Source organism: Collinsella sp. AM41-2BH (assembly GCF_003468085.1).
GTDB lineage: Bacteria > Actinomycetota > Coriobacteriia > Coriobacteriales > Coriobacteriaceae > Collinsella.
The window spans coordinates 76,226-93,404 of the sequence record NZ_QSGH01000009.1; the positions used below are offsets into that span (position 1 = coordinate 76,226).

Sequence of the window (17,179 nt, forward strand, 5' to 3'; positions counted from 1 at the left end):
AGCTCCCTTGCCTGGGTTACGTTTTCTTCGGTTCACGATACCGCTACCCTGCACCCCTCTCAACCCATCCCCAAGGTAGGTTAAGGGACAAATTGATCAGAGGTATTTATCTCAAGCCTTGGGCATTTGCTCGATAGATAAAAACGAGGCATACATGAAGCTCTCGATGATTACATGCCCCGTCACGGGTACCATAGGCGGGTACACCGTAACCAAGGAGACAACGATGAAGCAAATCGATACGGCCCAGCTCGACATCACCGCCTGTCAGGCTCAGGCTGCCGAATACCACGCCCGTGGCTTTAACTGCGCCCAGGCCGTCGCCTGCACGCTCGCGCCCGCTGTCGGGCTCGACCCCCAGGTCGCCTTTACCCTCACCGAGGGCTTTGGCGCCGGCATGGGCGGTATGACCGAGACCTGCGGCGCCATCTCGGGCGCCGTGGCCGTAATGGGCTTTGTGATGAGTGACGGCATGGAGAACCCCAAGACCAAGGGCCAGACCTACAAGCTGTCGCGCGAGATTGCCAAGCGCTTTGGCGAGAAGAACACCACGACCGTCTGCGGCACGCTCAAGGGCATCGGCTCGGACCAGGGTCCGCTCCGCAGCTGCCCCGGCTGCATCGACGACGCCGTCGACATCGCCTGCGATGTGCTAAAGCAGCTCGCCGAGTAAACGGCGACAACATAAAACGACGGCCGGCGCGCTTGGGATTCATCCAAAAGCACGCCGGCCGTCGTCGTTAGAACTCGGCAAATTCGGGAGCGCCGACCTCAATCTCCTCGCGCCCCGCCATAAGCTCGCGCATCTTAACGCAAAACGGCTCCTGCTCCCCCGCCTTAAACACCAAATGAATCGTCACGGCATCCGCGTAATCGGTATCCAAAACCTTGGCACCACAATCCTGCGCCAAACGAAGCACCTGCTCATACTGCGGATAGGCAACATACACGTCAACCGGCACGACACTTGTCATCTCAACGATCTGACCGGCCTCCCGAGCAGCTGCCACCGCCGCCTGAGTCGCCGCGGTATAGGCGCGCACCAAGCCACCAGGCCCTAACAGCGTGCCACCAAAATAGCGCGTCACAACGCAGCATACGTTTTTAAGTCCCGCACCGCGCAGCACCTCGAGCGTCGGCATTCCGCTCGTGCGGCTTGGCTCGCCATCATCGCTCTGGCGCTCGCGTCCATCGACCAAAATCCACGCGGGCACATTATGCCGAGCGTCATAATGACGCTTGCGAACCATCTCGATAAAGGCATTCGCCTCGTCCTCGGACTCAATATGGATCAACTGGGCAATAAACCGGCTCTTGCGGTCCACAAACTCGCCCGAAGCCTCAATATTCAATTGCAGAGTAAAATAGCTGTCCAACAAAGCCCCTCAACAGAATAATGCGCGGCAACAAACAGCCTCAATAATACGGCAAAGGCCGTACCAATAACCCCGGTAAAAAGAACAGCAACGCCGATGACCAGGAAACAACAGCGAGACGGCGTCAGCTGAGTCGATTTGGCCCGAAAGAGGAGGGAGCACGCCTTATGGCGGCGACCGACGAATGAGCGCCAAATCGGCCAGCTGACGTCGTCGCAGCGTCAACAAGAAAGCTGAGTGAGCCTGTAAGCCGGGTTCTGTCGTGAACGGTCATTTATCTTGTCTGCACGTTACCATGCAGCTCCACGCACGCTACCCGAACGCGGACCGGGCCGGCCCATAGCGTTCCTATTCGCGCTTGCTCCGGATGGGGCTTGCCAAGCCGCCGTGTTGCCACGACGCTGGTGGTCTCTTACACCACCGTTTCAGCTTTTCCCTTTACGCCTTGCGGCGCAGGTGGGAGTCTTCTTTTCTGCGGCGCTTTCCGTCGGATCACTCCGCCCGGCCGTTAGCCGGCATCCCGCCCTCTGGAGCCCGGACTTTCCTCACGCGTACCGCAAGCAGCACATCGCGCGACCGTCTGGCCCACTCAGCAGTGCAAGAGTGTAGCACACCGTTACCGCAGGCAATGGCACAACGCAAACGCTCGACACGATAAACCAAGAACCGCCATGCGCTACAATGGTCCTGTCGATGGGCAACGTCGTCAGTCGAGACGCGACCGCGCTCCGCACCCCTCCGTCTACTCGGTGTGTTCCCGCCTCCTCCCCGAGGCGGGATGTCGGCTTTTTTTCATGCACCGACAATCCAATAGCCTGTGGACAGCCCGGCAGCATTGCGCATCTCGGCGCCAAATGCAAAAAGGGACCCGTCCATTACGGACGGATCCCTTAAAACAAGTGATCGTCAAACCGAATTACTCGGCGTCGGTCTCCTCGTCCTTCTTCTCGGAAGGCAGCGGGGTAACCTCGATCTCGACGCCCAGAGTCTCAGCAGCAGACTTCATGGACAGGGAGATACGACGACGGTCGAGGTCGATCTCCATGACCTTGACCTGAACCTTGTCGCCCACATGGGTGACCTGAGAAGGCTGGTCGACGTGCTTGTTGGCCATCTCGGAGATGTGCACCAGGCCCTCGATGCCCTCGCCCAGGTCGACGAAAGCGCCGAACGGGACAAGCTTGGTCACAGTGCCCTCGACGATAGCGCCGACGGGGTACTTCTTGACCAGTGCGCGCCACGGATCCTCGGTGGTCTGCTTGAGACCCAGGGAGATGCGCTCGCGGTTGAGATCGACGTCGAGAACCTCGACCTCGACCTCCTGGCCGACCTTGACAACCTCGGAAGGATGGTTGACGTGGTTCCAGGAGAGCTCGGAGATGTGGATGAGGCCGTCGATACCGCCGAGGTCGACGAAGGCGCCAAAGTCGACGATGGAGGAAACGGTGCCCTGGAGACGCATGCCAGACTTGAGCTTGGACAGGATCTCGGAGCGCTCGGCCTTACGAGACTCCTCGAGCACGACGCGACGGGAGAGGACGACGTTGTTGCGGTTGCGGTCCATCTCGATGACGCGGGCCTCGATGCGGGTGCCCATGTAGGAGGTGAGGTCCTTGACACGACGGAGATCGACGAGGGAAGCGGGCAGGAAGCCACGCAGGCCGATGTCGAGGATCAGACCGCCCTTGACAACCTCGATAACCTCGCCCTCGACGTTCTCGCCGGAGTTGAACTTCTCCTCGATGCGGTTCCAAGCACGCTCGTACTCGGCACGCTTCTTGGACAGGACCAGACGACCGTCCTTGTCCTCCTTCTGGAGAACCAGGGCCTCGATGGGATCACCAAGTGCAACGATGTCTGCAGGGTTAGCGTCCTTACGGATGGACAGCTCGCGGACCGGGATAACGCCCTCGGACTTGAATCCGATGTCAACGAGCACCTCGTCATGCTCGATCTTAACGACAGTGCCGTTAACGAGATCGCCCTCATCAAAGTCGGTAATCGTACCGTCGATGAGGTTGTTCATCTCCTCCTCGTTGACATCGTCAAGAGAGAAAATGGACGAGTTCTGAATCTCACTCAAAGGTGGACCCCTTTCGAACTACGGGGCCCCGATTGCTAGGACCTACAGAAGGGTGCGACAAGCACACAACGTTTAGGAACACTCGGGAGCCGACAGATACTAATGTGACGCTTATGCAATCACGTTCGTATAGGTTACGGGGAAATGGGTTCGATTTCAAGCGTGAACTGCGTTTTTTTACTCGTGTGGAAACTTTTTTCGTAATCTTATGGACAGGTGTCTCCACAACTTGACGATAAGCAGTTTGCCCATACGCCTTTGGGGTAAAGTATCCCAGACATACGATTCTGGAACGATTTTTCGAGAAAGGTGCCCGCGTGCTCAAAGCAGTCGTTTTCGATATGGACGAAACGCTTCTTAGCATTAACCTCAACGCGTTCATCCTTCGGTATTTTAAGGATGTCTCGTCGATGCTCGCGGATATCGGGCGACGCAGCCGCGGTGGCACGATGGCGCGCCTGGGCACGATTCTGGTCGACCTCAACGCCAATCGTCGAAGCGGTACGGATAATCGCACCAATCTTGAGTTCTACCAAGAAGAGGTTGAGCGCCGGTGCGGCATCTGCCTCTCGGACCCACTCATCTACGAGGCGTTTACCTACTACGATCGCGAAGTCCTGCCGTACAAGAATGACGACGTCATCAACGCCCACGCCATGCCGGGTGCACACGCCGCGCTTCAGGCGGTACAGAACGCGGGCCTGCGCTGCGCGCTCTTTACAAACCCCAGCTTTCCCCAAGGCGCCATCGAGTGTCGCATGGGTTGGGGCGACCTGGCCGACGCCCCCTTTGAGCTCGTCACGCACATGGGAAACGCCACCCGTTGCAAACCCGATTCCACCTACTATCTAGAGCAGCTTCAGGTGATGGGGCTCGAACCGCACGAGGTCCTTATGGTGGGCAACGATCCCAAACGCGACTTCCCTAGCCCCGCCTGCGGCATTCAGACTGCCTATGTAGGCCAGGGCAAGCCCAACCGAGTCACCTGGCGCGGAACCATGGAAGGCTTCGCCCGCGACTTTAACGCCGTAGTAGAAGCCTTCTACGAACACCAAGTAGCCGACGAACTAAGCTAGTCCACAAATCTGGAATGAGACAAAAGGTCAGGTACGTTTGCCGCATGCTTCCTTACGTAGGCAACGACTTGAGGACAGGATGCGATGCCCCGGCGTCCTAGGCCGTAATCATCTTGACACGCTCGCCGATTTTGGCGTCGCGCTTGTCGGAGATAACAGTAAAGCCCTCCAGGTCGCACACCTTTACATTTGAAAACACATGGAACTTGGAGCTATCGGCGAGTACATAACTCGCTTGGGAATTCCGCATCACAATGCGCTTTTTGATAGCCTCGGGATAACCAGGCGTCATGATGCCACGATCCTCGTCCACCGCGTTGACGCCTATAAACGCCCGGTCAAAGTACAGCTCACGCAACGCGTTCTCCACCATTGGCCCGGTCAGCGAGCAGGTAACGGGATTAAAGTCGCCGCCAATAACCACCACCTTGGCAGCGAGGTCGCCCGTAAACCTACATGCGTAGCCGTTGGTGGTGTAGATAGTCACTGGTTTGTCGACGAGCAGACTCAGGAGCGCCGTCGCGGTGGTACCGGAGTCGACATAGACCGTCTCACCGTCCTCGACCTCCGCTGCCGCACGACGCGCGATCAGGTCCTTCTCGCTACTCCGCTGCGCGCCCTTTTCAAAGACACTCACCTCGCGAGCTGCAGAATGCAGTTTGACCGCACCGCCGGTCAGATACTCGATGCTCCCCCGCTTCTCGAGCTCCTTGAGGTCGCGGCGCAGCGTAGACATCGACACATCGGGCATAAAGGCCGCGAGCTCATCTATCTTGAGCAGGTCAGCCTCCTTAAGCTTATTAAGAATCAGTTCATGGCGCTCATACGGAATCATCGGCGTTCCTTCCTTTTCATCTATTTTCAAAGTTTAACCTAATCAAGCCAAACAAAAGCAAAAAGGGCCGCTGCGATATAAGCAGCGACCCCTTATTAGATGGAAGTCGGTCTTAGCCTTGGGCTCATGACTCGTAGCCCCAAAGCAAGACTAGGCGAGCTGATCGTCCTTGTCGGTGAAGATGTAGCCGAGTACGCCGGCGACAACAGCCGAGATAACCATGCCGATCATGGCGAAAGCGAAGTTCATCGGATCGGAGGAGACGAAGGCCGGGAACGTAGTGACGGAGCCAAAGACAAAGGCCGTGGTGACGACCTTGAAAAGGCCGAGGAACGCGCCGCCGCAGGCACCGCCGATGATCTGAGCCAAGAAGAGCTTCTTGTTCTTGACAAGCATGCCAAAGAGCGTGGGCTCGATGATGGCAGAGAGGCAGATGGTCACGGCACCGGTCATGGCAAAGCTCTTGAGCTTCTGATCGCGGGCCTTGAGGAAGACGCCGAGGGCGCAGCCGATAACAGCGAAGTTGCAGGCAAAGGTGGCCGGGCAAATGTAGTCGAAGCCATTGGAGGCGATGTTGTTAATCATGATGGGGTTGACTGCCCAGTGGATACCCATCGAGACGAGCACGGACCAGCCGCCGCCCACCAGGATGCCAGCAAGCACGTTGGAGCGGGCGATGAGCCAGTTGACCACGAAAGCGATGCCCTCGCCGGCATAGACACCCAAAGGACCGATCACGAGCATGGTGGCGGGGACCATGATTATCAGCGAGACCGCGGGAAGCACGACGAGCTTGAGGGTCTCGGGCACATGTTCATCCAGGAACTTATAGAGGAACGAGTAGACCCAGATGGCGATGATGGCCGGGATAACGGTGGAGTTGTAGCTCATGAGCACCACAGGAATGCCGAAGAACTCGCTCATGGCGCCGTTGCCCGCATCGCCCATCAAGCCGATAAAATCGGGATAGAGCAAGCAGGCGCAGATCAGGGCCGAAAGGTACGGGCTCGCACCGAAGCGTTTGCCCGAGGAGAAGCCTAGAAGCACCGGCAGGAAGTAGAACACACTCATCGAGAGGGTGTAGAGGATGGTGTAGGTACCCGTGCCCTCGGTGATAAGACCAAGCTGAACCGCAAGAATCAGCAAGCCGCGGAGGATACCGGAGCCGGCCATGGCGGGCAGCAACGGAGCAAAGACACCCGAGATGGCGGAGAAAATCCTGGAGACGATGCCCTCATCGGAGGAAGCGCTCGTGGAGACCTCGGCGCCCGAGCCCTTGACAAGCGGCTCGAACTTCTCATAGAGCTTGGGTACCTCGGTGCCAATCAGCACTTGGTACTGGCCGGCTGAGTTGACGGTGTTGACCACGCCGTCGACTTCCTTAACGGCCGCATCGTCACACTTGGAATCGTCGCGCAGGTTCAGGCGAAGACGAGTGGCGCAGTGCGTCATGCCCGAGATGTTCTCGGGGCCGCCCACGGCGGCAAGAATGCCCTCGGCAGTAGCTTCCCAATCACGTTTCATAGAATGATTACCTCCCCATAGCGCAGAAGAGCTCGCGCACGAGCGCGGCCGCTGCAAGTGCATCGTTTGCATCAATCACGGACTGTATCTTTTCCTGGCCCACACTTTCCAAGGAGTCATTCATAAGCTTCATCATAGCGAGGTTATGAGCGCACTCCCCTTCCGCATCCTCGATAATTGGGAACGTATCGAAGTAGATAGCGTGGTCAAAGGCGTATTTCTTGAGATAGAAGAGCATTTCGAGCGTCTTGACAGGCGTAGCCATGCCGATCATGAGTCCGTCGTCCATCACGCCGTAGCCATCGTTGAGGTGAATGCCGTAGAGCTTGCCGGCACGACCGAAGATATCGGTAGCCATCGCGGGGTTCTCGTGCTTCATGAGCATGTGACAGTAATCGAGCGTAACGCCAAGATTCTCGCGGTCCACCGCGTTGAGGATCATGCCGGTGAGGCCCATCGTATCGATATAGGCGTAGCTGCGCTCCTCATAGGGCTTGTACTCGATGGAGATATGCAGATCGGGCGCATAGTCGCAAACCGCCTGGAACGCCTTAACGAGGTTGTCAAACACGAGGGTGTAGTCGATCTGGAAGCTGTAGTCAAAGCCGTCATGACCGAGCCAGATCGTCACGGTATCGCCGCCGCAGGTGCGACAGTAATCACAGGCCTCATAGCAGAGCTTAAGCGCCTCCCCAGCGAGTGCGGGATCCTGATTGCCCAGGTCGCCATTGATAAAGTCGTTGCGAAAGCGAAGAGCAGTGCCGTTGAGCTTGAGGTCGTGCGCGTCGAGCTTGGCCTTCATCTCCTCGGCGGAGATGTCCACCACGTGCTCAGGGTAATTAAGGTCCACATGGGTGAGGCCGACGTGCTGGAACTGGTCGAAGACGCGGTCGATGTTCTTCTCACCGGTTCGGTAGTAGGAGTTGATGCGGGTTGCGAATTTCATCGCTGAGCTGCCTTTCCTGTAAGGAAACGTTCAAACGGAAAGCCCCGACCGTTGCGCGCGTTTGGGCAGGTGCCCCTTCCGTAACTACAGTCTATTGCAAGTAATTCTCATTCGCAATCATAGTTTTTCATATGTATTCATAGTTTTTCAAAGTAAATGAACAGGACACCGTCTTTTACCTGCACTTTTAGTTGATGCAAACATCTGACACTAGTTGAAACTAAATGACTATTCCTGATTCTAACTACCGTTTACCGACAATTATTAACCGTTTGCCGGCAAAGAAATGCACCTGCCCACTATGCAGGCAGGTGCTTTACGGCCACAAGAGCGACGACTTTAACAGCAAGATGCAGTGATCCGGAGCCCCTAGCAATCGACGACGGTCTTGCCGATCATGATGTTGAGGATCTCGACGTCGGTATCCTTCATGCCTACACGGCCCACATAGCCCATGCTGGCAATCGTCTCCTCCACCGTATCCTGGATCAGGCCCTCGCCGGCACGGAAGCCGCGGCCCTGCATGGCCATATCGTGGCCCAGAATCGCTGCATCGACAGCAGCCGAAATCTTGGCGGCGCAACTTGCCTTGGCGCCATCGCACACGATGCCGCCCACGTTGCCGAGCGTATTGGAGACCGTCGCACCGATCTGCTCGCGCGTGCCGCCGCACAGCCAGGTAATCGCAGCGCCGGCACCACACGCAGCGCAAATAGCACCGCAAAACGCCGAGAGCGCACCAATATAGCTCTTGATGTGCACGGCAATAAGGTCGGACAGTATCACGGCGCGCACCAGACGCTCGTGGTCGCAGCGCAGGTAGTCGGCATATTCCATGACGGGCAGCGCGCAGGTAATGCCCTGGTTGCCCGAGCCGCACACAATGGCGACCGGCAGCGCGCAGCCGTTCATACGGGCATCGGAGCCGGCGGCCGCACGCGCACGCGCACGGCAGGCGACGTCATCGGCACGAGCGCCCAGCAGCGTACGGCCCACCTCGGCGCCCCAAGCGTGCGCGAGGCCCTCGGCACTGATCGCGCCGTTCAGCTCAATCTGACGCTCGACGGCCGCGCGGGCATCCTCAATGTCGCCGGCCTCGATAAAGTCGATGATGGACTCGATCGACATGGGTGTGTCGGCCTTATCCGCCGCCCGCTCGGCCACCACGCGCTCGGCGCAGGCGGCACACTCCCCCGCCGACTTGCCGCATACCGGAATACCGTCGAGCGTATGGCACGTGACATTGGTGTGGTGATCGGTAATCTCGACGACCGCGGTATGGCCACCAGCCGTGGCAGTCACCTTGATGTAGAGGTTGGGCACACCCTCGACAAGCGACACATCGCAGTAGCCAGCGTCGGCGAGGAGCTCGGCCACACGAGCGCGGTCTTCATCGTTAACGCTCTCGAGCACCTCAAGCGCGCTCTTAGCGTCGCCGCCCACGGCACCCAGCACGGCCGCGGCCTCAATACCGTGCATACCGCCCGAGTTGGGCACGGTCACGCTCTTAACGTTCTTGATAATGTTGCCCGAGCAGGCAACATCCATATGATCGGGTTCGCAACCGAGCGTCTGGCTCGCCAGCGCCGCTGCATAGGCAACGGCAATGGGCTCGGTGCAGCCGAGTGCACAGACAAGCTCGCGGTTCAAAACATCGCAAAACGCGGCATCACGGATGGAATCGGTAGGCATAGGTATCTCCTGCTTGCATAACGGGCTGGGCTCTCGAAATAATTAGCCCTTTTATTTGATAACAATGCATCAAAAACCGCAACCATGGTTCCGGCGGACGGCGCTCAAGCACAAACTGGCGGCATTCATTCATGAAAAGCAGGTCTTGTTGCATGCTAAAGCGTTTGACCAAAAAACGCCCGAGCGTTTACACAAAAGTCGCGTTATCATGCAGTCGAACGCGGTAAAACCTTTAGCAATTCCGCCGCACGGACCAGAGAGGAACCACTCATGAAGATCGGTATCGGTAACGACCACGCCGCCGTCGAGCTCAAGAACATCATTTCCGAGCACCTGAAGGAGCGCGGCTGCGAGGTCGTGAACTATGGCACCGACACCTCCGAGAGCTTCGACTACCCCATCGCCGGTTACAGGGTGGGCAAGGCCGTGGCCAACGGTGACGTCGACCTGGGTATCCTGATCTGCGGTACCGGCGTCGGGATTAGCCTGGCTGCCAACAAGGTCGAGGGCGTACGCGCCGTCGTGTGCTCCGAGCCCTTCAGCGCCAAGCTCTCCCGTATGCACAACAACACCAACGTGCTGGCCTTTGGCGCCCGCGTCGTTGGCTCCGAGCTCGCCAAGATGATTGTCGACGAATGGCTCGACGCCGAGTTTGAGGGCGGCCGCCACGAGCGTCGCGTCAATCTCCTCAACGAGATCGACCAGACCCGCGGACTAAAGATTGTCGACGAGGCCTAAAGACTTACAAAGCCATACGCTAGCGCCAGCCCCCGCCCGGAAGAAACATCCGGACGGGGGCTCTTTAGTAGTTTTCTATGCGTTTACCAAAAATCTACCGGAATAAAAGGGCACCGCGGTTGGAATTCCGCGGCGCCCAAGCCACACGCTAACAGCTTTAAGGAGTCAAAGCTGGTTTAGCCAAAGAAGCGCTTGATCTCGATCTCGGCGTTCTCCAGGCAGTCGGAGCCATGGATCACGTTGGCATTGACATCGACAGCGAAGTCGCCGCGGATGGTGCCAGGAGCAGCATCAAGCGGGTTGGTAGCGCCCATAAGGGTGCGCATCTTGGAAACAGCGGAGAGACCAGAAACGACCATCTTGACGACCGGACCGCTCGTCATAAAGTCGCAGAGACCGCCAAAGAAGGGCTTGTCGGCCAGATGGGCGTAGTGCTCCTCGACGGTAGCGCGCTCGAGCGTGGTCATCTCCATGCGCTCGATAACAAGGCCGCTGCGCTCAATGCGAGCAACGATCTCGCCGATCTTGCGATCGCGCACGGCGTCGGGCTTAATCATGATGAAGGTCTTCTCGATAGCCATAAGGTAGCCTTTCAAGTAGGTTCGCGCGTGCCCAAGTCCCATTCCGGCACCCGCCTGGACTGCATCGTAACAGAGTTCTAGCTGCAGTTAAACAAAAAGCCGTTTATTGAAGCGTTATTATTTATTAAAGCGCTCCATATGTGTCACTTCTGTTTCGAAGCCCGACTAGAGTACCATCCGTCCCACTTTCAACTGCAACGAACAGAACGGGCGGTCGATTGTAGCCCGTGAACGCACCCCCTTCACAACCTGCGCAAATGTCCTACAGAAGTTCTCGACAAGCTCCTTCCTTCTCAATAACAAAACGGGTGCCCACCGTAGCGGGCACCCGTAAAGGCAAAATATGATGAACACACCAGACAGACGCATCCAATAAGCTAATTAGCTCCGTGGCCCATCTCGACGACCTTGGATAACGAGCCAAACACACCCTCATCGGCCGCGAGCTGCGCCTCGGCGCTTCCCAACTGCACGGCAACGGCAGCAGGGGCGGTACCACCCTCGGTCGTGCGTGCGGCGACAATCGACGGGATGTCGAGCGCCTCGGTAATGTCGCGCTCAAAGAGCGGGCTTGCCTCCTGGAACACCTCAAACGGCAGGTCCTCAAGATTGCAGCCGTGCTTCTCACACATCAGGACCAGATGGCCCACCACGGCATGTGCCTCACGGAACGGCAGACCACGCTTAGCCAGGTAATCGGCAACATCGGTGGCGGCAAGATGCCCCACGCCGCACTCGCGCGCCATGGCATCCTCGTTGACGGTCCAGGTCGAAATCATTCCGGCCATAACGGACAGGCACTGCATGAGCGTGTGAGCGGTATCGAGCGCGCCCTCCTTGTCCTCCTGCAAGTCCTTGTTATAAGCAAGCGGCAGGCCCTTCATGGTCACGAGCAGCTGCACCAGGTTGCCGTACACGCGACCGCTCTTGCCGCGGATAAGCTCAGCAAAGTCGGGGTTCTTCTTCTGCGGCATGATAGACGAGCCGGTGGAGTAGGAGTCTGAAAGCGTGATAAAGCCAAATTCGGAGCTCGACCACAGCACGATCTCCTCGGAAAGACGCGACAGGTGCATCGCCATGACGGATCCGGCGTAATGCAGATCGAGCAGGAAATCACGGTCGGAAACCGCATCGAGCGAGTTGGGAATCACGCCCGCAAAGCCAAGTTCGGCAGCCGTCATCTGGCGATCGAGCGGATAGCTCGTACCGGCAAGCGCGGCAGCACCCAGCGGGCAGTTGTCGGCGGCATCAAAGGCGGCCTTCAGGCGCGTAAAGTCGCGCGCGAACATCCAGGAATACGCCAGCAGATGATGCGAGAGCAGCACGGGCTGAGCGTGCTGCATATGCGTGTAGCCCGGCAGAATCACCTTGTCGTACTTCTTGGCCGCATCCACCAGCACATGGCGCAGCTCAAGATTGGCCTCCATGAGCTCCTTGGCCAGCGCCTTGACGCCCAGGCGCGTATCGGTCGCCACCTGGTCGTTGCGCGAACGCCCAGTATGCAAGCGCTTGCCAGCCTCGCCGATACGACGCGTTAGCTCGCTTTCGATGGACATATGAATGTCCTCGTCGTTGATATCAAAGGTGAAGTTGCCGGCATCGATATCCTGTTCGATTCCGGTCAGGCCCTCGGCAATCGCCTGCTCGTCCTCGGCGCTGATAATGCCCTGGGCCGCCAGCATCTTGGCATGTGCCTTAGATCCGGCGATATCCTGCTTATAGAGATGTTTGTCAACCGGCAACGACGCGCCAAACTCCTGCGTGACCTCGGCCACGCCTGCCTCAAAACGACCGCCCCAAAGAGCCATGGAACCGTCCCCTTTCATCAAATCCCAAAACAAGCGCCCAAAGCAATGCGCCCTGTCGCTAAAGCGATTTCTCAACCGCTAGTTTTGCATATTCCCCACCATGTGCGAGGCCATATAGCTAATTTGCAAAGAAGTGACGCGCCATACACTTGGCGCCCAACGTCTCCCTCCGAATGTTGCCCTGCGAACCATCGATCCAGGCCTTTAGGCTCATAGGAACGTCCTCGACTTTTGCAGCATCGAACTCGGGCGCGAGGGCAAGTAAAGCATGCGCGATAGCATTGAACATAATGGATACTCCCCATATATATAGGCGCAGGGCCGTCAAATTGATAGGAGGAGCCCCGCCGGACAACCCCGGCGGGGCTCGGACTCAGCCGCAGACGCGGCATCATATATGCGGGCGGAACGTAGGGGCCACCGATGTTAAGAAGTGTCAGTAAGCATAACGAAAGGTGGGGACCCCATGCGCCCGTTATGTATCACGCGGATGGGCCGCGCGGATACCAAAGGAAGGAGGCGCTAGGCCTGGGCGGCAGCAGAGCTGGGGCCCTGGACCTTAGCCCACGTCTTGAGCGACAGCGTATCGATCTCGATAAAGCCGGCGCTGGCCTTCTCGTCAAACGTAGTGTCGCGGTCGTAGGTAGCCAGACCGTAGTCATACAGGCTAAACGGGCTCTTGCGGCCGACGACATGGCAGTTGCCCTTAAAGAACTTCAGACGGACGGTGCCGGTCACGAACTTCTGGGTGTCGGCCATAAAGGCATCGAGCGCGTTTTTGAGCGGGCTGTACCACTGGCCGTTGTACACGGCGGTGGCCCAATCCTGCTCGAGCTTAATCTTGGCCTTGAGCAGGTCGCCCTCGACGCAAATGTCCTCAAGCGCCTTGTGGGCGGTGATGAGCGTCAGGGCGCCGGGAACCTCATAGCACTCGCGGCTCTTGAGGCCCACTAGACGGTCCTCGACCAGATCGAGACGGCCAAAGCCGTTGTCACCAGAGATCTTGTTGAGGGCGATGACGATCTCGGAGAGCTTCATCTTCTTGCCGTCGACGGCGACGGGCTTGCCGGCCTCAAACTCAATCTCGGTGTAAGTCGGAGTGTCGGGCGTGTCCTCGGGGTTCTTGGTCATAACCCAGGCGTCGTCGAGCGGCTCGTTCCAGGGATCCTCCAGGTGACCGCACTCGATGGCACGACCCCACAGGTTATCATCGATGGAATAGGGGTTGTCGTTGGCACCCTCGGGAACCGGCACGTTGTGGGCGTGAGCATAGGCGACCTCGTCGGGACGACACTTCAGGTCCCACTCGCGAACCGGAGCGATAACCTTAAGCTCGGGGTCGAGGGCCTTGACGGCAGCCTCAAAACGAACCTGGTCGTTACCCTTGCCGGTGCAGCCGTGGGCGACGTAGGTCGCGCCAAACTCGTGAGCGACCTCGACGAGCTTCTTGGCGAGCAGCGGGCGAGACAGGGCGGAGAGCAGCGGGTACTTATTCTCGTACATGGAGTTTGCGGCGATGGCCTTGGTCAGGAACTCATCGGAGAACTCGTCGCGCAGGTCGAGCACCTGGCAATCGAGAACGCCCAGGTCAAGCGCCTTCTGCTTCTTGGCATCCAAGCCGGTCTCCTCCTGGCCCACGTTGCCGCAGACGCAAACGACATCGAGATTCTTCTCGTCCTGGAGCCACTTGACACATACGGATGTATCAAGACCACCGGAATATGCGAGAATGACTTTTTCCTTGCTCATGGCTGTTTCCTTTCGCCCTTGGTAGCTAATTAGAACATCGGTCAGTTGCAAGTCATTTCAAGGTCATATACCGTGCAATATCAGGTTAAATAGCAAAAATCAGCACATACATGCCCTAGAAACATGCAGCAATGTCGTGCTAAAACCCAACGACCTCAAAATGACTCTGTTGAGGCAATTCGCCCCATGCGGACAGAGACGATTGTTATCGTCGTCGGGAAATTGCGCGCTGGCGTCGGATGGCATTGTCTGCAGTGGTGATGATCTTTACGAACTGCATCTGCCTCTCCTTTCACCTATCGCCGGGCGCAATTCTAATATCGCAAACGGTACCTTTTCCTCGGTAAGCGGTGCTTTTGCCGTCTCCGTTTTCGATGGTCGCCATATTACGCTAAAGTGCCTGCTGTACAAGCGACAAATTCAAATTTCTGAAAAGTTTTTTCATTAGTTTGTGAATTGCAGTGCAAGTACGCACCATTCCTGCGAAAATACGCTCGATTACATAGCAGAGGGTCATTACGCCCGAAACAATCTGGAAACGGAAAGGCGCATTTATGCAGACTTATGAATCAGACGCTAACATCGGCAACATTAAACTCATCGCCGTCGACATGGACAAGACGCTGCTCACCGACGAGCGCGTGTTGCCGCAGGGTCTTGATGAGCGCCTGGACAAGCTCGCCGACGCCGGCATCGTATTCTGCCCCGCCAGCGGACGTCCAGCCCCCAAGCTCGAGGAGATGTTCGAGGGCATCAAGAACCGCCTCGCCTTTTGCCCCGACAACGGAGCCTGCGTCATCTATCGCGGCAACTATATCTATAAGAGCAACATCGATGTGGCGCTGTATCAGCAGGTCTTGAGCCGCGCCTCGGAGGATTCTCGCGCCGTCCCCGTCCTATGCTGCTACGACGAGTTCTACGTACTTGCCCGTGACCATCAATACCACGACGAACTCAGCGTCTACTACAACACGATCAACTACGTCGATAGCTTTGAGGGCATTGATATCGAGTCCAACAAGATTTCGATCTTCTTCCCCGCCTACGATGCCGAGCCCGCGTTTCGCGAGAACTACAGCCCCGAGTTCTCGGACAAGCTCTACGTCACCAACGCCGGGCGCGAGTGGATAGACTTTATGAACCTGGGCGTCGACAAGGGGTCGGGCGTCGCGCACCTGTGCGAGCAGCTGGGCATTGATATCGCTGATGCCGCCGCCGTGGGTGATACGTACAACGACATCCCCATGCTGGAGCGCGTCGGGCATAGCTTTATCGTGGATAATGCCGAGGAGCACATGAACGCGCACGCCAAATGGCGCATTCCGAGCAACAACGACGGGGGCGTACTGACACTCATCGACGCTATCCTGGCGGCACGTTAACGTTGCTCGTCGGACCTGGCCGGGCGAGTCGGGTCCTTGGGCTACTTGCTTGCCGCCTGGATGGCGTCTTGGCGTCTAGATACTTGGCTGAATTGTTTGAATTGAAAAGGGCTCATCGTTGATACGAGCCCTTTTTCTGTACGGTCAATTTGGCTAGGCTTCAGCCGCTTCGAGCTGCTGCGTCTCTTTGATCTTGGCGATCATGTCGATGCGGCGCTGGTGACGACCGCCTTCGAACTTGGCGTCGAGCCATTCGTCCACGATCATCTTTGCGAGCTCGGAGCCCACCACGCGGGCACCGAAGGCCACGATGTTGGTGTTGTTGTGCTCGCGGCTGAGTTTGGCCGAATAGGGCTCGGAGCATACCACGGCGCGCACGCCCTCAACCGCGTTGGCTGCCAGACTGATGCCCACGCCCGTGCCACAGATAAGAACGCCCAGATCGCACTCCCCTGCCGCCACGGCGCAGCCGACCTTGTAGCCGCTGATGGGATAGTCAAAACGCTCGGTGGAGTTGGTGCCAAAGTCCACGACCTCGTAGCCGCGCTCCTCCAGGTGCTCCTTGATGATGTTCTTGAGCTCGACGGCCACGTGGTCGTTACCGATTGCGATCTTCATTTACAGGTTCCTTTCGATCGAGCCACATGGCTCTTTGCTATTAACTGACATCCTCTGGCCTGCCGCGGTTAGTACTCCTCTCCCTGACGCAGCTTCTCAAGCGCTTCCGCATAGGTCATGTCCTTGCCAAACAATGCGCTCGTGCCCAAGATGAAGCCGTCGGCACCGATGGCCGAGAGTTCCTTGACGCGCGCGGGCGAGCAGGCGCCGTCGATCATGATCTTGAAGCCGTACTCATCCTTGAGAGCCGCAAGCTGTTCAATCTTCTTTTTAGTGAATTCGATAAACGCCTGCCCGGCAAAACCGGGATTGACCGTCATGACCATCACGTAGTCGCAGAGGTTGAGAATCTCCTCGAGCAGGGTCACCGCGGTATCAGGGTTGACGGCGATGCCCGCAGCGCAACCGAGCGCTTTGATGGCGGCGAGCGTCTTGACCACATAGCGCTCGGACTCGGGATGAATGTAGATGATATCAGCGCCAGCATCGGCAAAGAGGTCGATCTTGGCCGCCGGGTTCTCGATCATCAGATGCACGTCGACGAGCTTTTGCGTGGCAGCGCGCACGGCCTTGATGTCCTCGAGGCCCATCGCAAAGTTAGGTACAAAGCTACCGTCCATCACATCGCAGTGAAAGACATCGGCACCCGCGGAGTCGAGCTCGCGCACCGTGTTGGCAAGCTCGCCGTAATCGGCGCACATCATACTGGGGCAGAGAAGCATAGATGATCCCTCACAAATTCGTCCAAGAGCGTCATTTGGTTAATCGTAT

16 protein-coding genes and 1 other RNA gene are annotated in these 17,179 nt (G+C 57.7%); 4 read left to right on the forward strand and 13 right to left on the reverse strand.

The features are described from left to right. Positions 1–154 precede the first annotated feature (154 nt). Positions 155–673 carry a C-GCAxxG-C-C family protein gene (locus DW899_RS06150; RefSeq protein ID WP_117800333.1) on the forward strand — a complete coding sequence of 173 codons (519 nt, stop codon included), beginning with the start codon at positions 155–157 and terminating at the stop codon, positions 671–673. A gap of 67 nt (positions 674–740) precedes the next feature. On the opposite strand, the gene DW899_RS06155 is transcribed toward DW899_RS06150, so the two are convergent. The 3 genes from DW899_RS06155 to rpsA form a co-directional block, all read right to left on the reverse strand. After that, positions 741–1,379 carry a YigZ family protein gene (locus DW899_RS06155; RefSeq protein WP_199570280.1) on the reverse strand — a complete coding sequence of 213 codons (639 nt, stop codon included), beginning with the start codon at positions 1,377–1,379 and terminating at the stop codon, positions 741–743. Between the two features lie 227 nt (positions 1,380–1,606). Continuing rightward, an RNA gene (rnpB, locus tag DW899_RS06160) (RNase P RNA component class A) lies at positions 1,607–1,968 on the reverse strand. Positions 1,969–2,292: 324 nt separating this feature from the next. Continuing rightward, positions 2,293–3,459 (reverse strand): 30S ribosomal protein S1, encoded by a 1,167-nt coding sequence (gene rpsA / locus DW899_RS06165; RefSeq protein ID WP_022095232.1) that lies wholly within the window; start codon positions 3,457–3,459, stop codon positions 2,293–2,295. Positions 3,460–3,776: 317 nt separating this feature from the next. Here rpsA and DW899_RS06170 point away from each other — a divergent pair, with 317 nt between their 5' ends. Next, the gene (locus DW899_RS06170; protein ID WP_117800335.1) at positions 3,777–4,535 is read left to right on the forward strand and encodes an HAD family hydrolase; all 759 of its coding nucleotides are present in this window, start codon (positions 3,777–3,779) and stop codon (positions 4,533–4,535) included. Positions 4,536–4,632: 97 nt separating this feature from the next. On the opposite strand, the gene DW899_RS06175 is transcribed toward DW899_RS06170, so the two are convergent. From DW899_RS06175 to DW899_RS06190, 4 genes are all read right to left on the reverse strand, one after another. Then, positions 4,633–5,370, reverse strand: a complete 738-nt coding sequence (locus DW899_RS06175; RefSeq protein ID WP_117800336.1) for a DeoR/GlpR family DNA-binding transcription regulator — start codon at positions 5,368–5,370, stop codon at positions 4,633–4,635. Positions 5,371–5,520: 150 nt separating this feature from the next. Beyond that, positions 5,521–6,894 (reverse strand): PTS transporter subunit EIIC, encoded by a 1,374-nt coding sequence (locus tag DW899_RS06180; RefSeq protein WP_117800337.1) that lies wholly within the window; start codon positions 6,892–6,894, stop codon positions 5,521–5,523. A gap of 7 nt (positions 6,895–6,901) precedes the next feature. Then, positions 6,902–7,840, reverse strand: coding sequence for a sugar phosphate isomerase/epimerase (locus DW899_RS06185; protein ID WP_117800338.1), 939 nt, complete (start codon positions 7,838–7,840; stop codon positions 6,902–6,904). A 369-nt stretch (positions 7,841–8,209) separates the two neighbouring features. Further along, a complete protein-coding gene (locus DW899_RS06190) occupies positions 8,210–9,532 on the reverse strand; it encodes a serine dehydratase subunit alpha family protein (protein WP_117800339.1) in 1,323 nt (440 codons plus the stop codon). A gap of 270 nt (positions 9,533–9,802) precedes the next feature. Between DW899_RS06190 and rpiB (DW899_RS06195) the strand changes: the two genes are divergently transcribed. Then, positions 9,803–10,270 carry a ribose 5-phosphate isomerase B gene (gene rpiB, locus DW899_RS06195; RefSeq protein ID WP_117800340.1) on the forward strand — a complete coding sequence of 156 codons (468 nt, stop codon included), beginning with the start codon at positions 9,803–9,805 and terminating at the stop codon, positions 10,268–10,270. Between the two features lie 176 nt (positions 10,271–10,446). Here the strand turns inward: rpiB (DW899_RS06195) and ndk are convergent, their stop codons facing one another. From ndk to DW899_RS06210, 4 genes are all read right to left on the reverse strand, one after another. Next, complete coding sequence (gene ndk / locus DW899_RS06200; RefSeq protein ID WP_055251725.1) at positions 10,447–10,851, reverse strand: nucleoside-diphosphate kinase; 405 nt, start codon at positions 10,849–10,851, stop codon at positions 10,447–10,449. Positions 10,852–11,228: 377 nt separating this feature from the next. Next, entirely contained in the window at positions 11,229–12,659 is a 1,431-nt protein-coding gene (gene argH, locus DW899_RS06205) for an argininosuccinate lyase (protein WP_117800341.1), read from the reverse strand. A 118-nt stretch (positions 12,660–12,777) separates the two neighbouring features. Then, positions 12,778–12,948, reverse strand: coding sequence for a hypothetical protein (locus DW899_RS10560; protein ID WP_156058436.1), 171 nt, complete (start codon positions 12,946–12,948; stop codon positions 12,778–12,780). Positions 12,949–13,181: 233 nt separating this feature from the next. Continuing rightward, the gene (locus DW899_RS06210) at positions 13,182–14,408 is read right to left on the reverse strand and encodes an argininosuccinate synthase (protein WP_117800342.1); all 1,227 of its coding nucleotides are present in this window, start codon (positions 14,406–14,408) and stop codon (positions 13,182–13,184) included. A gap of 554 nt (positions 14,409–14,962) precedes the next feature. Between DW899_RS06210 and DW899_RS06215 the strand changes: the two genes are divergently transcribed. Then, positions 14,963–15,790 (forward strand): Cof-type HAD-IIB family hydrolase, encoded by an 828-nt coding sequence (locus DW899_RS06215; protein WP_117800343.1) that lies wholly within the window; start codon positions 14,963–14,965, stop codon positions 15,788–15,790. A 153-nt stretch (positions 15,791–15,943) separates the two neighbouring features. Here the strand turns inward: DW899_RS06215 and rpiB (DW899_RS06220) are convergent, their stop codons facing one another. Together rpiB (DW899_RS06220) and rpe are read right to left on the reverse strand one after the other, a co-directional pair. Then, positions 15,944–16,408 (reverse strand): ribose 5-phosphate isomerase B, encoded by a 465-nt coding sequence (rpiB, locus tag DW899_RS06220; RefSeq protein WP_117800344.1) that lies wholly within the window; start codon positions 16,406–16,408, stop codon positions 15,944–15,946. Between the two features lie 68 nt (positions 16,409–16,476). Beyond that, positions 16,477–17,130, reverse strand: a complete 654-nt coding sequence (rpe, locus tag DW899_RS06225; RefSeq protein WP_117640306.1) for a ribulose-phosphate 3-epimerase — start codon at positions 17,128–17,130, stop codon at positions 16,477–16,479. Positions 17,131–17,179: the final 49 nt, after the last annotated feature.

What these genes read in the sequence shown, in the direction of transcription:
- DW899_RS06150 (WP_117800333.1), top strand. Translation starts at nt 155, where the DNA reads ATGAAGCTCTCGATGATTACATGCCCCGTCACGGGTACCATAGGCGGG.
- DW899_RS06175 (WP_117800336.1), bottom strand. Translation starts at nt 5,370, where the DNA reads ATGATTCCGTATGAGCGCCATGAACTGATTCTTAATAAGCTTAAGGAG.
- DW899_RS06180 (WP_117800337.1), bottom strand. Translation starts at nt 6,894, where the DNA reads ATGAAACGTGATTGGGAAGCTACTGCCGAGGGCATTCTTGCCGCCGTG.
- DW899_RS06185 (WP_117800338.1), bottom strand. Translation starts at nt 7,840, where the DNA reads ATGAAATTCGCAACCCGCATCAACTCCTACTACCGAACCGGTGAGAAG.
- DW899_RS06190 (WP_117800339.1), bottom strand. Translation starts at nt 9,532, where the DNA reads ATGCCTACCGATTCCATCCGTGATGCCGCGTTTTGCGATGTTTTGAAC.
- rpiB (WP_117800340.1), top strand. Translation starts at nt 9,803, where the DNA reads ATGAAGATCGGTATCGGTAACGACCACGCCGCCGTCGAGCTCAAGAAC.
- ndk (WP_055251725.1), bottom strand. Translation starts at nt 10,851, where the DNA reads ATGGCTATCGAGAAGACCTTCATCATGATTAAGCCCGACGCCGTGCGC.
- argH (WP_117800341.1), bottom strand. Translation starts at nt 12,659, where the DNA reads ATGGCTCTTTGGGGCGGTCGTTTTGAGGCAGGCGTGGCCGAGGTCACG.
- DW899_RS10560 (WP_156058436.1), bottom strand. Translation starts at nt 12,948, where the DNA reads ATGTTCAATGCTATCGCGCATGCTTTACTTGCCCTCGCGCCCGAGTTC.
- DW899_RS06210 (WP_117800342.1), bottom strand. Translation starts at nt 14,408, where the DNA reads ATGAGCAAGGAAAAAGTCATTCTCGCATATTCCGGTGGTCTTGATACA.
- DW899_RS06215 (WP_117800343.1), top strand. Translation starts at nt 14,963, where the DNA reads ATGCAGACTTATGAATCAGACGCTAACATCGGCAACATTAAACTCATC.
- rpiB (WP_117800344.1), bottom strand. Translation starts at nt 16,408, where the DNA reads ATGAAGATCGCAATCGGTAACGACCACGTGGCCGTCGAGCTCAAGAAC.
- rpe (WP_117640306.1), bottom strand. Translation starts at nt 17,130, where the DNA reads ATGCTTCTCTGCCCCAGTATGATGTGCGCCGATTACGGCGAGCTTGCC.